Here is a 17,820-nt window from a genome sequence, read left to right on the forward strand (position 1 = left end):
TATTTCGCGGTGGTGACATGGATGTCGCCTCGTTGCTCAGCACAACAGGGAAGTTGTGTCTGAGTAACAAAGGTTTTTGGTTACTTTTTTAAAAAAAGTGACACGAATTAGCTGGTGGCATCTGGCTTAAACAGATAAGACCACGTTGTGATGATTTATAAATTTTCATATCAACGGATAACATCACGGCTGTAATCTACCGTGATATCCGCAGGTCTTTTGCTTAAGTGATACCTTACTTTTGAAAGGTCAAAAGTAACAAAAACCTTTGTTGAACAGAGGAGGCTTCCTTGCCTCCCTGTCCAACGGGCGACATCCATGTCGCTTCTCACGATAGTTACTGCTGTTTAAATTTTAATCTTTAGTCGCATCAATCAAAGTTGCACCAGTCAAAGCCTGTAAATCATCAAAGCTAAGACCTTCCACTTTCTCGATCACCTTTAAACCATCTTTAGTCACGTCAATCACACACAGGTCCGTGTAAATGCGGTCAACACATTTTTTACCTGTAACCGGATAGCTCAGCTCAGCCACAATCTTCGGCTCACCTTGCTTGGTCACATGATCTGTGGTGATAAATACTTTCTTGGCACCAACCGCTAAATCCATCGCACCACCTACAGCAGGAATCGCATCGGGTGCACCCGTGTGCCAGTTCGCCAAGTCGCCATTCGCAGCAACCTGAAATGCACCAAGTACCGCAATATCAAGGTGACCACCACGCATCATCGCAAACGAGTCGCCATGGTGGAAAAAGCTACCACCTTCAAGCATGGTCACAAACTCTTTACCCGCATTAATCAGTTCTGGGTCTTCTTCACCTGCCGCCGGTGGCGGGCCAAAAGCCAACAGGCCATTTTCAGAATGAAGAAAAATATCTTTATCGTTAGGTAAGTAACTAGCGATCTTGGTTGGTAGGCCAATACCCAAGTTCACATAGGCACCATCTGGAATATCTTGTGCCACACGCTTTGCAATCTGGTCACGGCTGAGTTTCTGGTAGCTCATGTTATTTCTCCTTATTGCTTACTGTGCTGGCGCTACTTGTACAACGTGCTGTACAAAAATACCTGGGGTGATGATGTGTTCCGGGTCTAATCCACCGAGTTCAACCACTTCAGAAACCTGAGCAATGGTGACATCAGCAGCCATGGCCATGATTGGGCCAAAGTTACGTGCAGATTTACGGTAAACCAGATTGCCCCAGCGGTCGCCCTTGTAAGCTTTAATCAGGGCAAAGTCAGCTTTAATCGGATACTCAAGCACATAGTCTTTACCATCAATTTCGCGGGTTTCTTTGCCTTCGGCTAAAAGTGTTCCAAAGCCTGTTGGGGTAAACACAGCGCCTAGGCCCATACCGGCTGCCTGAATACGGCACGCCAGATTACCTTGTGGTACGACTTCAAGCTCGACCTTTCCCGCACGGTAAAGTTCATCAAAAACATAAGAGTCAGACTGACGCGGGAAAGAGCAAATCACTTTTTTAACCGAACCTGCTTTAAGCAGTTTCGCCAGACCATAGTCACCATTACCGGCATTGTTGCTGACAATGGTTAAGCCTTTAACACCGAGTTCAATCAGTCCGTCAATGAGTTCAGCGGGTTGTCCTGCGGTACCGAAACCACCAATCAGAATGGTTGCACCATCTTTAATCTGCGATAGAACCTCGCTTAGTGAGGACTTACTTTTGTCAATCATGTGAGAAACCTTAGAGCATGAGGTAACGTGATGTATTACTACCGCTAAAAATTTATTTAAATTCTTAATGGTAGTAATAAATGGAATAAATTTTGTGAGTCAAAAGCGAACTTTTAACTCACATATACTTTCAATTAAGCACTAGCACGACGACGTTCAACTTCAGTTGAAGGAGCAGCAGCGGCATCTTTAACAAGTTCGATGTTAAATGTGATGTGTTTGAAAGCGTGATCTAAACCACGGCGTTGAATTTCAGCTGGGTCAGTTACATCAACTGCTGTTGCAACTAAGCCATCACGGGTTGCGAAAGCAAAGTCATCCCATAAGTACTCATCACCCTCAATGTTGAATTGAGTAGTCAGCTTGCGGTAACCCGGTGCAGAAACGAAGTAATGAACGTGAGATGGACGGTTACCATGACGGCCTAATTTGTTAAGAAGGGCCTGAGTTGTACCTTCTGGCGGGCAACCATAACCTACAGGCATAGTTGTTAATGCAACATACTTACCATCAGCATCAGTTAAGATGGTACGACGTAAGTTGAAGTCAGATTGAGACTTATCAAAGAACGAATAGTTACCCAAACTGTTGGCATGCCATACTTCAACTTTGGCATTTTCAATGATATTGCCATCCGTGTCGGTTACTTTACCTTCAATAATTAAGGTATCGATTTTGCCAGATTCTGTACCATCATCCATACGCGCAAAACCAACAGATTCAGGCGCGCCAGCTACATAAAGTGGGCCTTCGATGGTACGTGGTGTGCCACCCGTAATACCAGCTTTGGCATCAGCTTCATCTGCACGTAAATCAAGATAATGCTCTAAACCTAAGCCAGCTGCCAAAAGACCAAGTTCGTTTGCTTGACCAGCATCTGTGAAATATTCCAAACCTTTCCATACTTCTGAAGGTTGAATATCTAAATCTTCAATGGCTTGAAATAAATCCCCGAGAAGGCGCACTACAATTTGTTGAACACGTGCATCAACTTCGCCTTTTGCAGTGTCGACATTCATTTGTTTTACAAGCGCATCAATTTGTTGACGGTTCATACTAAAACTCCTTAAGTATGCAATACGGTTTTGGGTGGCAGCGCTGCGGGCATTTTGTTTTGCTAGCGAATAAGTGCCGCCACGTTCCTTGTTACCTTCTGAATAATCTGCTTGGTTTTTAAATGGACTTCAGAGATCACATTTAAAAAATTCTTTTGGTTTACGAATCATCATCACGAACAGAAGAAGGGTGGCGATTCATCGCCATAACTTCGATGTTCATATAAGGATAGAGAGGTAAACCCTGTAAAATATTGTGCAATTCTTCATTGCTCTCGACATCAAAAATACTGATGTTTGAGTACTGGCCTGTAATACGCCAGATGTGACGCCATTTACCTTGACGCTGTAAGTCTTGCGAATAGGCTTTTTCAACAGCCTTAATTTCATTTGCTTTGTCGGCTGGCATATCAAGTGGAATATGCACATCCATACGTACATGAAATAACATGGGAAACTCCTTATCCTGTTGCCTTAACGACGTAACTTCTCGACTTTATCTTCATCAATTTCAATGCCTAAGCCGGGAGCTGTTGGCAAGTGCAATTCAAAGTTTTCGTAACGTAGCGGTTCTTTCAAAATTTCTTCGGTAAGCAATAACGGACCAAATAATTCAGTACCAAACGCTAATGTTTCAAAGGTTGCAAACGCATGAGCAGAAGCCACGCTACCTACAGGGCCTTCAAGCATAGTGCCGCCATAAAGATCAATTCCAGCCAAACCTGCAACCTTGGCAACTTCACACGCTTCGATCAGACCACCAGATTGTTCAATTTTCACGGCAAATACATCGGCACCATGACTTTTTGCAATACGGTATGCGCTGTCAGGACCAGTTAAAGCTTCATCCGCCATAATTGCGACATCAAAACGCTGTGTTAGGCGCGCAAGAGCTTCAGTGTTCTGAATAGCACAAGGCTGTTCAATTAAATCAATCCCGCCATCTTGAAGCTGTTGAATACCTTGAATACATTCCAGCTCTGACCATGCACGATTTACGTCAACGCGTACACTAATATCTGCACCGAGTGCTTTTTTAATTGCAATCACATGATCAACATCGTGTTGTAAAGGGCGTGAACCAATTTTGAGTTTGAACGTGTTATGACGTTTTAACTCAATCATTTTTCGAGCTTCAGCAATATCTTTTTCTGTGTCACCAGACGCGAGCGTCCAAAGTACAGGTAAACTATTACGCAGACGGCCACCTAAAACTTCACTTAATGGCACGCCTAAACGTTTTGCCTGAATATCAAGTAGAGCAGTCTGAATGGCACATTTCGCGAAACGGTTACCATTAATATTCTTACGAATCAGTTTTAGTGTTTGAGCAACATTTAAATCTTTAACTGATGCGAGTAATGGTGCAAAGTAAGTATCAATATTGGCTTTGACACTTTCAGGACTTTCTTCACCATAGTTCAGTCCACCAATGGTGGTCGCTTCACCCCAACCTACAATACCATCCGTGGTCGTAATTTTAACGAGCACCAAAGTCTGAGTACGCATTGTAGTCACAGACAGCTGGTGAGGACGGATAGTTGGAATATCCACAAGTATGGTTTCTATGGTTCTATACATGAAGTTTCAACTATTTCAAACTTGTTTACATACCATAGAAGAATGTAATAGCCTAAAATAGATATAGAACGGTATTTTAAGATACTAAAAAGGTATATTAATGGAATTAAGGCATCTACGTTATTTTGTTACCGTTGTTGAAGAACAAAGTCTGACTAAAGCGGCTGAGAAGCTTTTTATTGCTCAGCCACCACTCACGCGCCAAATCAAAAAACTAGAGGAAGAGTTAGGCATTGATCTATTTGTGAAAGGGTCACGTCCATTAAAAGTGACTGAAGCAGGGCTGTTTTTTTACCAACATGCGGTACAGATTTTGACCCATACAGCTCAAGCTGCTTCTATGGCAAAGAAACTGAAGCTAGTCGAGAATGTTGTTAAAGTTGGCTATGTGAGTTCGCTTCTGTATGGGCGATTACCGCAGGTCATTTATCTATTTAGACAAAAAAATCCTGACATTCATGTCGAGCTTATTGAATGTGGTACACGAGATCAGGTCGAAGCCTTAAAGTTAGGAAAAATTGATTTAGGTTTCGGACGGCTACCTATTAGCGATCCTGCCATTAAGCGACTTCTACTTCGAAAAGAAAAATTAAAACTCGCGATTCATAAAAAACATCCTTTAAGTGAGTTTCAAGAATCAGGAATTTATTTATCTCAAATTATCAATGAGACAATTTTTTCTTATCCCACAACACCTAAGCCGAATTTTTCGACCACTATTCAAGCTTTATTTACCAAATTAGGTCTTGTTCCTGCCAAACTGACTGAAGTCCGCGAAATTCATATGGCACTTGGCTTGGTGGCATCTGGAGAGGGTATTTGTATTATTCCAGAAAGCGCCTGTGACATTGGAATGAAGAATCTAACTTATTTAAATATCTTAGACTTAGAAGCCTATAGTCCCATTTCTCTATCAATGCGAAATATGGACCAAAGTTCGTATATTCCTAAAATCTTAGATTGTATTGAAGAGATCTATAGCGAAGAAGAAGTATCCAGAAATTTGAATTTATAACTTTTTAATACGTTTTAAATTGAATTATCATGTTATTTTAAAACTTTAAACCTATAGGTAATATTTAAAAGGATTATTAGATGAGAAAAATTTTAGGGATAGCTTCTCTTGTTATGTCTAGTGGTTTTGTACATGCTGAGCAAGTAAATGAACAAGAACAAATTTCTCCATACAGTGCTAATGTAACCTTCGCAAGTCAATATATCTCACGTGGTTTCCAACAAACTTGGGGCAAGCCTGCATTACAAATTGGTCTAGATTATGCAAATCCGAATGGATTATTTGTAGGGACTTGGGCTTCAAATGTAAGTTCTAACTATCTTCGTGATGCTTCAGTTGAGTGGGATTTTTATACAGGTTATATAAAAACTTTTGATAAGTTTTCGGCTGGAATGACGGTTTTTTATTACTATTATCCAGGAGCTAAAAGTACGCCTGAAACGGGAAGTACCAGTTATAACTATGGCGAAATTGTGCCTCAAATTGGTTATGGGCCTTTGACTCTTAAATATTTCATTACCTACACTCCAGATTATGCAGGCTATAACTCAGATACGATGGGTGGCCCAGCAGGTAAACGTTCACGAGGAACAACTTATCTAGATCTAACTTTTACTCAGCCTATCAATGAGTCTTGGACTTTTGGTGCTCACTATGGCTATGAAAGAATTAAAAATTTCTCGGAAGCTAACTTTCAAGATATGAAAGTCGAATTGATTAAAGATTTAGGGGATGGCTGGACTACTGGTTTAGCGTATGCCAAAGCTTGGGACAAAGATGGTTTCTATAAAAAGTATAGTAATGGTGAACCTGATGCGCCAATTTCAAATCCGATTGATTCGACATTTACTGTCTCAGTTAAAAAGGTATTCTAATTTATAAATAAAAAAGCCTGATTACTTTATTTTGAGTGATCAGGCTTTAAATAGTGAATATATCAAATTATTTTTTAATTAAATCGTAAGCCATTTTGGTGTCGTCTAGCTGAACAAGTGAAGCATGGCGAGCCGAGAGCGGATCTTTATTTTCAATTGCGGTTAAAATCGCTTTATGTCTAGGTAGTGAATGGCCTTGTAAATTTGGGCGTAGACTGGTGACTTGAATAGATTGCTGTAAAGGTAAAACCAGCATTTTTGACATATAAGCCAATAAGTCATTATGCGTTGCTTTGGCAATTGCTAAGTGAAATTGAATATCTGGCTCTATAAATTCTTCAACTGTTGTTGCTTTTTCCATCCCATCATAGGCATGTTTAATGCGTTCAATATCTTCTTCGTTTGCTGTACTTGCTGCAATATAAGCAAGCTCAGGTTCTAAAACGCGTCGTACGGTAGAAAGTGTTTTAAAAAATTCGTGTTCAGGCGTGGTTTGAATTAGCCAAAACAATACATCTGGATCGAGTAAATGCCATTCTTCTTTAGGCCTTACCACAGTTCCAATTTTGGGTCTTGAGTAAGTTAAGCCTTTAGCGTTTAAAACACGGATTGCTTCGCGAAAGACAGGGCGGCTGACTTTATATTCCTCACATAAATCAACTTCACTTGGGAGTTTCTCATTTTCTGAAATTTCTCCAGAAACAATTTTTAATCCCAATTGTTGAACAATTAATGCATGTTGGCTTTTGCTTGGAATAGGATTTTTATAGTCAGCTTTACTCATATTTCACTATTACGACATGTTGAATATCCTATGGTATAGATGACCTTGTGTTTTAACAAGATCATCTTTTTCAAGAATAAATATTAATGAGAATGACGTGGAACTTCTGAGCCACGGCAACCGACCAAGAAATCAAAATCACAGCCCTCATCGGCTTGTAAAACATGTTCTACATAGAGCTTACGGTAACCGCCAATAAAACTTGGTGGAGCTGATGGTGCTAAATTTTCAAGACGTTGCTTAAGTTCTTCATCACTCACTTCTAGGTGAAGTTTTCCAGCATAGGCATCAAGTTCGATAAAGTCACCATTTTGAACTACGGCCAAAGGCCCACCTGCCATGGCTTCAGGGGCAACATGTAAAACGACCGTGCCATACGCTGTTCCACTCATTCGTGCGTCGGAAATACGAACCATGTCGGTAATGCCTTTGGCTAAAATTTTTGGTGGTAGCCCCATATTTCCAACCTCGGCCATGCCCGGATAGCCTTTAGGGCCGGCATTTTTCATCACAAGAATACAAGTTTCATCAACATCAAGGTCTGGATCATTAATGCGGGTTTTATAATCATCAAAGTTTTCAAATACGACTGCACGACCACGGTGTTTCATCAGTTCAGGTGTGGCAGCAGATGGTTTAAGCACCGCACCTTTAGGGGCTAAATTACCGCGCAAAATACACATACCGCCATCTTGTCGAATTGGGTTATCTATTTTCCGAATCACTTCATCGTTATAAATAGGTGATTGCTGGCAGTTTTCCCAAATGGTTTGACCGTTTACGGTTAAGGCTTGTGGATGTGGTAAGAGACTGGCTTCACCCATACGACGAATCACGGCTGGCAAACCGCCGCTATAATAAAATTCTTCCATTAAAAAACGGCCTGAAGGCTGTAAGTCAACAATGGTTGGCATGCCACGGCCAACACGGTTCCAGTCATCGAGTTGTAAATCAACCCCAATGCGTCCAGCAATTGCTTTTAAGTGAATTACGGCATTGGTTGAACCACCAATAGCTGCATTGACTTTAATCGCATTTTCAAAGGCTTCTTTGGTTAAGATTTTGGAAAGACGTAAATCTTCATGAACCATGTCAACAATGCGCATACCTGAAAGATGAGCCAACACATAACGGCGAGAATCTACCGCTGGAATGGCCGCATTGTGGGGTAAAGAAGTGCCTAGGGCTTCAGCCATACACGCCATTGTAGAAGCTGTACCCATGGTGTTACATGTACCAGCCGAGCGTGACATACCAGATTCAGCAGATAGAAATTCGTTTAAATCAATTTTGCCTGCTTTTAACTCTTCATGCATTTGCCAAACGATAGTACCTGCACCAATGTCTTTACCTTTGTGCTTACCATTCAGCATTGGCCCACCAGTTACTACAATGGCAGGAATATCACAACTTGCGGCACCCATTAATAATGCAGGGGTGGTTTTGTCACAACCTGTCAGTAACACCACGCCGTCAATAGGGTTACCACGAATAGCTTCCTCAACATCCATACTGGCTAAGTTGCGGGTAAACATGGCGGTAGGACGTAAATTCGACTCACCATTTGAAAATACAGGAAACTCAACAGGGTAGCCGCCCGCTTCTAAAATCCCTTTTTTTACGTGTTCGGCAATTTTTCGAAAATGCGCATTACATGGGGTGAGTTCAGACCACGTATTACAAATCCCAATGATGGGCTTGCCTTGAAACTCATGATCTGGAATTCCTTGGTTCTTCATCCAGCTGCGATACATAAAGCCATTTTTATCCGTTGTACCAAACCAAGCAGCCGAACGAAGAACTTGTTTGTTATTCATACAAATTTCCCTATATAGTATTACTATTAGAATTAATTAAATTAAAAATACACCATAAATTTTATTTTTAAAAGGTTTGAAATTTAAATAGTATTACTATATTTTAAATTGAAGGGATAATTTACGAGCAAGATGCTCTATAAGTAAATAAAAGGAAATGGAGTCGAACATGGATTTCGAAAAGGATGTAATACGGACGGTCACGTTTAAGCTGATACCTGCATTAGTCATACTATATCTTGTGGCATACATTGATCGGGCTGCTGTCGGATTTGCCCATTTGCATATGGGTGCAGATGTAGGAATTGGTGATGCTGCCTATGGTTTAGGAGCTGGCTTATTTTTTATTGGATATTTTCTTTTTGAAGTTCCAAGTAATTTGCTTTTAGACAAATTTGGTGCTCGTAAATGGTTTACCCGCATTTTATTAACATGGGGCCTCATCACTATGGCCATGGCGCTTATTCAAGGCCCTAAAAGTTTTTATCTATTACGGTTTTTACTCGGTGTAGCAGAGGCAGGTTTTTTCCCTGGTGTTTTATATTTAATTACACAGTGGTATCCGGTGCGGCATCGCGGAAAAATCATGGGAATGTTTGTGCTTTCACAACCGATTGCCATGATGATTGCAGGGCCTTTAGCTGGTCTATTACTTGGAATGGATGGCATTGCAAATTTGCACGGCTGGCAATGGTTGTTTGTTGCAGTTGGCTTGCCCGCGGTTTTATTGGCTTTACCGACATTCCTGTGGTTGCCAGATAATATTGATAAAGTGAAATGGTTAAGCATTGAACAAAAACAATGGCTTAAAAATGAACTTGTTAAAGATGAAGCCGAATATGACCAAACCCGACATGCCAATCCACTGCATGCCTTAAAAGACAAACGCGTACTTTTATTAGCATTGTATTACTTACCAGTGACTTTAAGTATTTACGGTTTAAATCTCTGGCTTCCTACCATTATTAAGCAATTTGGGGGAGGTAGTGATATTCAAATTGGCTTCTTATCTAGCATTCCCTACGTTTTTGGAATTATTGGACTTCTCATTATTCCGCGTAGTACTGACCGCCTGAACGATCGTTACGGACACTTAAGTTTTCTGTATGCACTAGGTGCTTGTGCAATGTTTTTAAGTGGTTGGCTAAATTCTCCAGTTATGCAGTTGGCAGCTTTGGCTGTAGTTGCGTTCTGTCTATTTTCATCGACTGCCGTGTTTTGGACATTACCGGGTCGTTTCTTAACGGGTGCAAGTGCAGCGGCTGGTATTGCCTTAATTAACTCCGTTGGAAATTTAGGTGGCTATGTCGGTCCATTTGGGATCGGACTTTTAAAAGAATACACGGGAAATATGGCTGCTGGTTTGTATTTCTTATCTATCGTCATGCTTTTTGGCTTGATTCTGACTTACATCGTCTATGCCAAGCTCGAACGTCAAAAAACACAAACAGTGAATATTCAAAAGCCTTTGTAAGGAATAAAACATGCAAATTATTCAATTTGAGAATCGTGCAAATCAACGTGCCGTCGCTAAAGTAGAAGGCAACATGACATATCCGGTTAAAAATATTCAATCGGTTCGTGATTTAGCACTTTTAGCAATCCGTAATAAAGTTTCACTGGAACAACAAGTTGAGGCGTTAGGCTTTGAAGCGGAAACCTATGATTATTCATCTTTATTAGCAGAGTTAAAGGTATTGCCGCCTTTAGATCATCCAGACCCAACGCACTGTTTAGTTTCTGGTACAGGCTTAACCCATTTAGGTTCTGCATCTGCACGCGACAAAATGCATCAACAAAATTTAAGCGATGACAGCTCGGTGACCGACACCATGCGGATATTTCAATGGGGGCTACAAAAGGGGCGTCCAGCACAAGGTCAGATCGGAGCACAACCGGAATGGTTTTATAAAGGTGACGGTTCAATCGTGGTAAGGCCAGGAGCTGAATTACCTTTACCACCATTTGCCGAAGACGGCGGCGAAGAACCTGAAATTGCAGGCCTCTATGTTATTGGCGAAGACTTAAAGCCTTACCGAATCGGGTTTGCGCTGGGCAATGAATATTCTGACCATGTGATGGAGCGTCGTAATTATTTATATCTGGCGCATTCAAAATTACGTTTTTGTAGTTTTGGTCCAGCTTTACGTACAGGCGAGTTACCAAAACATTTAGTCGGAACTAGCAGATTGCGCCGTGATGGACAAATCATTTGGGAAAAAGAGTTTTTGTCTGGTGAAGACAATATGTGCCATAGCTTGGCAAATCTGGAATATCACCACTTTAAGTATCAACAATTCTTAAAAGCAGGGGATGTTCATATTCACTATTTCGGTACAGCGACTCTATCTTTTGCTGATGGTATTCAAGCACAGGTTAACGATGAGTTTGAAATAGAGATGAAAGAGTTCGGACTTCCACTCAAAAATAAGCTCGCACATACACAACCAGAGCTACCGATCGGTTCAGTTATTACACTCTAAGGAATATAAAATGGTTATCGGACACAACTTTATTGGCGGTTCACGTAGTGCACAAGGTACAACTTTATTAAAAAGTATTCATGCTACGACTGATGAGGCTCTACCTTATGAGTTTCACCATGCAACTGAGCAAGAGATTAATCAGGCCTGTGAAGCCGCCAGTCAAGCGTTTAAGACTTATCGTCATACATCACCTGAACAGCGTGCTACCTTTTTAGAAAATATTGCTGATGAACTCGATGCATTAGGTACAGATTTTCTTGAAATTGTCTCACAGGAAACCGCTTTACCACTTGCACGTTTACAAGGCGAGCGTGGCCGTACCAGTGGACAAATGCGTTTATTTGCCAAAGTGTTACGTCGTGGTGACTTTTTAGGTGCGCGGATTGATACAGCCTTGCCTGAGCGTCAGCCTTTACCTCGCCCAGACTTGCGTCAGATTAAAATCGGTGTTGGCCCTGTGGCAGTCTTTGGGGCAAGTAACTTTCCGCTCGCCTTTTCAACCGCAGGTGGTGACACTGCTTCGGCACTGGCAGCGGGTTGTTCTGTAGTGGTGAAAGCGCATAGTGGCCACATGGCGACAGCAGACTTTGTAGCGCAGGCAATCGAACGTGCCGTAGAAAAATCAAATATGCCTAAAGGCGTATTTAACATGATCTATGGTAATGGTGTCGGTGAACCTTTAGTGAAACACCCTTTAATTCAAGCAGTTGGTTTTACGGGGTCACTTCGTGGTGGTCGCGCTTTATGTGATATGGCAGCAGCCCGTCCACAGCCAATTCCGGTCTTTGCTGAAATGAGCAGCATTAACCCGATGTTATTATTGCCAGAAGCCCTGAAAACCCGTGGTGAAAAAATTGCACAGGACTTGGCAGATTCAGTTGTTTTGGGTTGTGGTCAGTTCTGTACCAATCCAGGTTTAATTTTGGGAATTAAATCAGCCGAGTTTAGTCAGCTCATTAGTAACCTAACCGAAATTATGGGTGGCAAACCTGCACAGACTATGCTCAATGCCGGCACCTTGAAAAGTTATACCTCTGGTCTTGAGCACTTAACCCAGCATCAAGGTATTAAGCACTTGGCAGGTCAAACCCAGCAAGGCAATCAGGCACAGCCACAACTCTTTAAAGCCGATGTTGAGCTGTTACTGGCGGGTGACCAGCTTCTGCAAGAAGAAATCTTTGGACCAACCACCGTCATCATTGAGGTTGAAGATAAAGCTCAACTCATTCAGGCGCTACAAAGCATGAATGGTCAACTGACTGCAACTTTAATTGCCGACGAAGCAGACTTAACCGAGTTTGCAGATGTGGTTCCAGTGTTAGAAGAAAAAGCTGGTCGATTGCTCATAAATGGTTATCCAACGGGTGTTGAAGTTTGTGATGCGATGGTACACGGCGGACCATATCCAGCCACTTCAGATGCCCGAGGAACTTCTGTTGGAACCTTGGCAATTGACCGTTATTTCAGACCTGTGTGTTATCAAAACTATCCGCAAAGCTTATTGCCAGAGGCTTTAAAAGACAGCAACCCGTTGCAGATTTTAAGATTGGTGAATGGTGAGATGACCAGAGAAGCTATCTAATCAATTCAAAAAAGAGACCACAAACTGGTCTCTTTTTTTATTGTTGTTTTCTATCCCTAAGGATACTGTTCAAAAGTCTACATAAAGTTATTTTGAAAGAATTTTATTTCTTTTATTCGCATTTAAATAAGCCTGAAGTAGTTTTAAACCGATTGTATGTATAACTATTAGAAAGCCTATCTTATTTAAACTGGCATATTTGTTGCTTAATTTAATGCATCTGGTCAGACCAGTCAGACAATGCATTAAATTGGAGCGGATATGCAACTCGAAACTTTTAATCAACTAGCTTCTAGTCAGGCTCGGCTGGTATTACAAGCTTGTGTGCATATCCCAACTTGGATTTCTGAATTAATTCAGAAACGTCCTTCTTCGCTCAAATCAGGAGATTCAATAATGGCGGGTATCAGCACACATATTTTAAGTGCATCACTCGGCGAGCCAGTAACTCAAGTATTGGTGAAATTATTCGAGGAAACGAGCCATGGATATATTTTAATCGATGAACAGTTCACTGATGCAGATGGACGTATTCAAGCATTTAATGTCGACTCATTTATTCGTGGTCATTATCAATTGGTTGTTGAAGTAGGGGATTATTTTCAGGCCCTAAATACCAATAGCTTTTATCCGAGAGTCTGTATTGATTTTAAAGTCAATGATATTCACCAGCACTTTCACGTGCCTCTATTGATCAGTCCTTTCTCATATTCAACGTATCGTGGCAGCTAAATCAACCCAAGCAATATGGACATCATGAATTTAATTTGAGGAATTAACCCATGCATCAAGACAATATAAATCCAGAGAGAGATCCGCATATCTCGGCAGAACATCAATATTTAGGGATGAATAAAAACATCTTATATGGTTTGCAGCATGTGTTGACCATGTACGGTGGGATTATTGCACCGCCATTGATTATTGGTGCAGCTGCAGGTCTAGATGCTTCAGAGATTGGCTTATTGGTGGCTGCCGCCTTATTTGTGGGAGGCCTCGCCACAGTTATACAAACCATTGGCTTTAAATATTTCGGTGCAAAATTACCAATTGTGCAAGGCGTATCTTTCGCAGGGGTTGCCACTATTTTGGCAATTGTGAGTACCGGTGGGGGGTTGCCATCTGCATTTGGTGCTGTGATTGTCGCATCTCTAATTGGTTTGTTGATTACACCATTCTTTGCAAAAATTATCCGCTTCTTTCCACCTGTGGTCACAGGATGCGTCATTACCATGATTGGTATTTCGCTCACACCTGTTGCGATCCGCTGGATTATGGGAGGAAACCCGAAAGCTGAAAACTGGGGAGATCCGACTAATACTGGTTTGGCTGTAATTACGCTAGCGATTGTGATTATTTTTAGTATGTTGCAAAATCAGATTCTGCGCCGCCTTGCGATTCTTGCAGCAATCGTTTTGGGTACAGTAATTGCTTATATTGCAGGCTTTACTGACTTCTCAAGAGTAAGTACGGGTCCTATTTTTGCTTTTCCAAGTTTCTTCCATTTTGGTTCTCCTGTATTTGAATTTTCTGCCATTCTTTCCATGGTAATTGTTACTTTGGTAATCATGACTGAAACCACGGCCGATATTATTGCGATTGGTGAAATCGTTGGAACTAAAGTTGATTCAAAACGAATTGGTAATGGTCTACGTGCAGATATGCTATCGAGTGCAATTTCCCCAATCTTTGGTTCATTCATGCAAACCGCCTTTGCTCAAAATGTAGGTCTGGTTGCAATTACAGGTATTAAAAGCCGTTTTGTAGTCGCAACAGCTGGTGGAATTTTAATTATCTTGGGTTTATTACCTGTTATTGGCCGCTTTGTTGCATCAATTCCGATGCCAGTTTTAGGTGGAGCGGGCATTGTATTATTCGGCACTGTTGCTGCTAGTGGGATAAGAACCTTAGCCAAAGTAGATTATAACGATCATAAGAATCTGATTATTGTCGCTACTTCACTCACAATCGGCATGATTCCAATTGTAAACCAAGAGTTTTATGCGCAATTTCCGACATGGGTAAAAACCCTATTACATTCAGGTATTAGTTCTGCCTGTATCACTGCCATTTTGCTTAATATTATTTTTAACCACTTACCGTTTAGCAAAAAGTCCGTTGATGTTGCAACTACGCCCATAAATTCAGGGCATTGATCGACACCGGTTAGGGATTAGACATTCTAATTTAACCGCATTTTCATTCGCAAAAATTTAAAGGTCGCTTATTCAATAATGAATAGGTTAGGGGGATTTTGACTTTAAAAAGGTCAAAAACAGGTCTTTTGAAAGACCATAAGCGACTTTCAAATCAAATCTTATAGGGGAATTTTATGAGAAATTTTAAATTAAAATCGGCATTACTTATGCTGAGCATGGCTGCTACTGTGCCGGTATGGGCTGCTGATACCAGTCTGAATGGCCTATTTAATCTAAAGCAGGATTGTCAGACGAGTAATGATGCAATGGACCGTATAGGGGCAGCATTTGCATGCGGCAGTATTCATGGGGTAGTTAAATCTGCATATTACTCACTTAATAATGGCTATTTTGTGAATAATTTAAATCAGGATACGACCGTCATTGGTGGGTATATTAAATATGAAACAGCTCCTTTTTATGGCATACAGGCAGCTGTGGGATACGACATACAGCGCCGTCTGGATGATAAAAATGAAAATGATGAAGTGCCAGAATTAAAAGAAGATAGGGATGGTCTAGCAGAAGCTTATGTAAGCTGGAAAAACGATTTGGCTAGAGTGACGATTGGTAACCAGCGGCTAAATTTACCTTTTATGGGCGATTATGCTGACCGTCGTGTATTGATGTTTTTATATCAGGCTGCTGATGTACAGATCGGGAATAATTATGATTTCTTACGACTCACTAAAGTAAATAAATATAAAAGTTATGGCGAGGATGAGTTCAATAAAACTTCTCGTCAAAATTCAAATGTGGAAACCAATGGGGTTTGGTCGGTTGGTGCAGGGAAGCGCTTTAATTTAGCCAATGATAAAAGTTTAAAAACGCAATTTTGGTATCAAAATTATGATGACTATACGCGTCTAATCTATACCCAAGCTGATTTAGCAATTCCAATGCTTAATTATAGTCCTGAATTTTCAATCCAGTATATTTCAGGTAAAGATCAGGGCAAAGCACTTGCTGGAGAGGTTAATAGCCAAATTTTCGGTGTACAGGCTGCGTTTAAGGTTATGCCTACCGCCAGTCTAAAAGTCGCGTATAACTATATAAAACCAGATCAGGGTAGTTATTTAAATGGGGCATTATTAACACCCTATGCAGCTAAAACCTCTTCAGGTGAACTTTTTGCCCAGCCATTTTTCACCAGCACTCAAGATTTAGGTTCAGGTAATGCATTGATGTTGTCTTTAGAAGGTAATTTGACAGATCAGTTGATAGCTGGCGCGCGTTATTCATTTATGGACTTAAAAGAGTCGGAAAATGTCGCGAGTCGAAATCAATCTGAATATATGTTGTTTGGTATTTATAATTTTACGGGAGCTTTAAAAGGTTTTAGTGTCAGCAATTTTGCAGGTATCCAAACATCACCACGCTATGACAAAAATTTCTTACAAAACCGTTTTGCACTGTCTTATAAGTTTTAACTGTGTTTTATAGCATAGAGTGCATATTTAAATCGAAATATGCACTTTTTTTTTATGGGTTAAAAAATCCCCCTATAGAGGGGGAAAGCATTTAAATATTTAGTCGAGAGGATTGCCGATAATATTACTGATGATCCCTTGCATGATGTGAGTACCTTGTTCCTGATATAAAGATTCATACCACTCTTGCGTGATTTTCGGGTCTTTCATGTGTGTCACATCGCAACGTTTTCGGGCTCTTAACACCATTTCCTTAGTACGATCATTGCGTTTGTTTTGATAGCGGCTCAAAGCATCTTCTAAACCAAAGGTATTGATTTGTAAGGCACGAGCAAGATAAATCGCATCTTCCATGGCTTGGCAGCCACCTTGTCCAATATCTGGAGTTGTGCTATGGGCAGCATCACCTAAGAGCACTACACGTCCTTTATAGAAATTCATAAAAGGCTCGATATCATGGATCTCGACACGATTGGTTTTTTTCTCATCTAAACGCTCAATGAGTTTTTGTACTGGTTCACACCAACCACTAAAATGCATTTTAAGGTCTTGCTTATAATATTCACGCTGATTTGACAGTCCAGCCTCAAGCGGCACATCAAAGAAGAAATAGAAACGATTTTGTGCAACGGGCATGAGTGATACACGTTTACCTTCACCAATATATGTGGTCCATTGCATGGCCGGTGCAATCTGCTCATCAATATCAACCAAGCCATTCCAATTTACATAACCAGCATAGCGACGTTCAACTTGATGGCCCAGTACAAACTGCCGCGTAAGAGAATGTGTACCATCTGCACCAATCAGTAGATCAGCTGTTATCTGAGAACCATCCTGAAAATGTATGGTGACATCATTTTGAAGAGCTTCAATTGCAGTCATTTTCATCCCGAGTCTGATGTCTTCCACACCAAATTGCTGCATTAATAATTGTTGTAGATCAGCTCGAGCGACAGGATAGGCACGTTGTCCTACTTCTTTATATAAAGGTAACAAACTAAATTGGGTCATGGTTTGTTGGTTAAGACCATCAAGATATGCTAAAGACTCCATTTGTCCACCTAGTTTCTGGATTTGATCCGTTAAACCAAGATAGTTGAGACACTTAACACCATTTGACCAAAGTGAGATGGCAGCGCCAACAGGTAATATTTCGGCTGCTTGCTCATAGATTGTGACCTGATGACCAAATTTTTTTAAAGCGATACCAGCAGTTAAACCGCCCATACCTGCACCTACAATCGCGATATTCATTGTTCAGATCCTAAGTATTTAAGTAAGTTTCTAAACCGTTCT

The 17,820-nt window shown here is 40.9% G+C and carries 16 protein-coding genes; 8 read left to right on the forward strand and 8 right to left on the reverse strand.

The annotated features are described in order from the left end of the window. Nucleotides 1–354: 354 nt before the first annotated feature. From catJ to catB, 5 genes are all read right to left on the reverse strand, one after another. Nucleotides 355–1,008 (reverse strand): 3-oxoacid CoA-transferase subunit B, encoded by a 654-nt coding sequence (gene catJ, locus F928_RS09905; protein WP_005074177.1) that lies wholly within the window; start codon nucleotides 1,006–1,008, stop codon nucleotides 355–357. An 18-nt stretch (nucleotides 1,009–1,026) separates the two neighbouring features. Then, nucleotides 1,027–1,698: a 3-oxoacid CoA-transferase subunit A gene (catI, locus tag F928_RS09910; RefSeq protein WP_005069060.1), complete on the reverse strand. Its 672-nt coding sequence runs from the start codon at nucleotides 1,696–1,698 to the stop codon at nucleotides 1,027–1,029. 134 nt (nucleotides 1,699–1,832) lie between these two features. Then, complete coding sequence (catA, locus tag F928_RS09915; protein WP_005069135.1) at nucleotides 1,833–2,753, reverse strand: catechol 1,2-dioxygenase; 921 nt, start codon at nucleotides 2,751–2,753, stop codon at nucleotides 1,833–1,835. A 160-nt stretch (nucleotides 2,754–2,913) separates the two neighbouring features. Beyond that, on the reverse strand, nucleotides 2,914–3,204 hold the full coding sequence (gene catC / locus F928_RS09920) for a muconolactone Delta-isomerase (RefSeq protein WP_005069136.1): 291 nt from the start codon (nucleotides 3,202–3,204) through the stop codon (nucleotides 2,914–2,916). Between the two features lie 23 nt (nucleotides 3,205–3,227). Further along, a complete protein-coding gene (catB, locus tag F928_RS09925) occupies nucleotides 3,228–4,334 on the reverse strand; it encodes a muconate/chloromuconate family cycloisomerase (RefSeq protein ID WP_005074179.1) in 1,107 nt (368 codons plus the stop codon). A gap of 100 nt (nucleotides 4,335–4,434) precedes the next feature. On the opposite strand from catB, the gene catM reads away from it, so the two are divergent. Both catM and F928_RS09935 read left to right on the forward strand, forming a co-directional pair. Then, nucleotides 4,435–5,349: a LysR family transcriptional regulator gene (catM, locus tag F928_RS09930; RefSeq protein ID WP_005074181.1), complete on the forward strand. Its 915-nt coding sequence runs from the start codon at nucleotides 4,435–4,437 to the stop codon at nucleotides 5,347–5,349. 80 nt (nucleotides 5,350–5,429) lie between these two features. After that, on the forward strand, nucleotides 5,430–6,224 hold the full coding sequence (locus tag F928_RS09935; RefSeq protein ID WP_005074184.1) for a TorF family putative porin: 795 nt from the start codon (nucleotides 5,430–5,432) through the stop codon (nucleotides 6,222–6,224). A 67-nt stretch (nucleotides 6,225–6,291) separates the two neighbouring features. Here F928_RS09935 and pdhR read toward each other — a convergent pair whose 3' ends face one another. Beyond that, nucleotides 6,292–7,008, reverse strand: coding sequence for a FadR/GntR family transcriptional regulator (pdhR, locus tag F928_RS09940; RefSeq protein ID WP_002113901.1), 717 nt, complete (start codon nucleotides 7,006–7,008; stop codon nucleotides 6,292–6,294). 83 nt (nucleotides 7,009–7,091) lie between these two features. Further along, nucleotides 7,092–8,825 (reverse strand): IlvD/Edd family dehydratase, encoded by a 1,734-nt coding sequence (ilvD, locus tag F928_RS09945; RefSeq protein ID WP_002113765.1) that lies wholly within the window; start codon nucleotides 8,823–8,825, stop codon nucleotides 7,092–7,094. 169 nt (nucleotides 8,826–8,994) lie between these two features. Between ilvD and abaQ the strand changes: the two genes are divergently transcribed. From abaQ to F928_RS09970, 6 genes are all read left to right on the forward strand, one after another. Further along, nucleotides 8,995–10,299, forward strand: coding sequence for a multidrug efflux MFS transporter AbaQ (abaQ, locus tag F928_RS09950; RefSeq protein WP_005074187.1), 1,305 nt, complete (start codon nucleotides 8,995–8,997; stop codon nucleotides 10,297–10,299). A 10-nt stretch (nucleotides 10,300–10,309) separates the two neighbouring features. Further along, a complete protein-coding gene (araD1, locus tag F928_RS09955) occupies nucleotides 10,310–11,308 on the forward strand; it encodes an AraD1 family protein (protein ID WP_002113632.1) in 999 nt (332 codons plus the stop codon). A 10-nt stretch (nucleotides 11,309–11,318) separates the two neighbouring features. Further along, nucleotides 11,319–12,893, forward strand: coding sequence for an aldehyde dehydrogenase (NADP(+)) (locus F928_RS09960; protein WP_002113745.1), 1,575 nt, complete (start codon nucleotides 11,319–11,321; stop codon nucleotides 12,891–12,893). Between the two features lie 396 nt (nucleotides 12,894–13,289). After that, on the forward strand, nucleotides 13,290–13,625 hold the full coding sequence (gene uraH, locus F928_RS0103740) for a hydroxyisourate hydrolase (protein WP_002113914.1): 336 nt from the start codon (nucleotides 13,290–13,292) through the stop codon (nucleotides 13,623–13,625). A gap of 50 nt (nucleotides 13,626–13,675) precedes the next feature. Further along, nucleotides 13,676–15,049 carry a nucleobase:cation symporter-2 family protein gene (locus F928_RS09965; protein WP_005074190.1) on the forward strand — a complete coding sequence of 458 codons (1,374 nt, stop codon included), beginning with the start codon at nucleotides 13,676–13,678 and terminating at the stop codon, nucleotides 15,047–15,049. Nucleotides 15,050–15,225: 176 nt separating this feature from the next. Continuing rightward, nucleotides 15,226–16,521: a hypothetical protein gene (locus F928_RS09970; RefSeq protein ID WP_005074192.1), complete on the forward strand. Its 1,296-nt coding sequence runs from the start codon at nucleotides 15,226–15,228 to the stop codon at nucleotides 16,519–16,521. A gap of 99 nt (nucleotides 16,522–16,620) precedes the next feature. Here F928_RS09970 and hpxO read toward each other — a convergent pair whose 3' ends face one another. Continuing rightward, nucleotides 16,621–17,778 carry an FAD-dependent urate hydroxylase HpxO gene (gene hpxO, locus F928_RS09975; protein ID WP_002113556.1) on the reverse strand — a complete coding sequence of 386 codons (1,158 nt, stop codon included), beginning with the start codon at nucleotides 17,776–17,778 and terminating at the stop codon, nucleotides 16,621–16,623. Nucleotides 17,779–17,820 lie beyond the last annotated feature (42 nt).

The organism is Acinetobacter pittii ATCC 19004 = CIP 70.29 (assembly GCF_000369045.1).
Taxonomy (GTDB): domain Bacteria; phylum Pseudomonadota; class Gammaproteobacteria; order Pseudomonadales; family Moraxellaceae; genus Acinetobacter; species Acinetobacter pittii.

Excerpts from the sequence above, each read along its gene's own strand:
- catJ (WP_005074177.1), bottom strand. The coding sequence starts at position 1,008 with ATGAGCTACCAGAAACTCAGCCGTGACCAGATTGCAAAGCGTGTGGCA.
- catI (WP_005069060.1), bottom strand. The coding sequence starts at position 1,698 with ATGATTGACAAAAGTAAGTCCTCACTAAGCGAGGTTCTATCGCAGATT.
- catA (WP_005069135.1), bottom strand. The coding sequence starts at position 2,753 with ATGAACCGTCAACAAATTGATGCGCTTGTAAAACAAATGAATGTCGAC.
- catC (WP_005069136.1), bottom strand. The coding sequence starts at position 3,204 with ATGTTATTTCATGTACGTATGGATGTGCATATTCCACTTGATATGCCA.
- catB (WP_005074179.1), bottom strand. The coding sequence starts at position 4,334 with ATGTATAGAACCATAGAAACCATACTTGTGGATATTCCAACTATCCGT.
- catM (WP_005074181.1), top strand. The coding sequence starts at position 4,435 with ATGGAATTAAGGCATCTACGTTATTTTGTTACCGTTGTTGAAGAACAA.
- F928_RS09935 (WP_005074184.1), top strand. The coding sequence starts at position 5,430 with ATGAGAAAAATTTTAGGGATAGCTTCTCTTGTTATGTCTAGTGGTTTT.
- pdhR (WP_002113901.1), bottom strand. The coding sequence starts at position 7,008 with ATGAGTAAAGCTGACTATAAAAATCCTATTCCAAGCAAAAGCCAACAT.
- ilvD (WP_002113765.1), bottom strand. The coding sequence starts at position 8,825 with ATGAATAACAAACAAGTTCTTCGTTCGGCTGCTTGGTTTGGTACAACG.
- abaQ (WP_005074187.1), top strand. The coding sequence starts at position 8,995 with ATGGATTTCGAAAAGGATGTAATACGGACGGTCACGTTTAAGCTGATA.
- araD1 (WP_002113632.1), top strand. The coding sequence starts at position 10,310 with ATGCAAATTATTCAATTTGAGAATCGTGCAAATCAACGTGCCGTCGCT.
- F928_RS09960 (WP_002113745.1), top strand. The coding sequence starts at position 11,319 with ATGGTTATCGGACACAACTTTATTGGCGGTTCACGTAGTGCACAAGGT.
- uraH (WP_002113914.1), top strand. The coding sequence starts at position 13,290 with ATGGCGGGTATCAGCACACATATTTTAAGTGCATCACTCGGCGAGCCA.
- F928_RS09965 (WP_005074190.1), top strand. The coding sequence starts at position 13,676 with ATGCATCAAGACAATATAAATCCAGAGAGAGATCCGCATATCTCGGCA.
- F928_RS09970 (WP_005074192.1), top strand. The coding sequence starts at position 15,226 with ATGAGAAATTTTAAATTAAAATCGGCATTACTTATGCTGAGCATGGCT.
- hpxO (WP_002113556.1), bottom strand. The coding sequence starts at position 17,778 with ATGAATATCGCGATTGTAGGTGCAGGTATGGGCGGTTTAACTGCTGGT.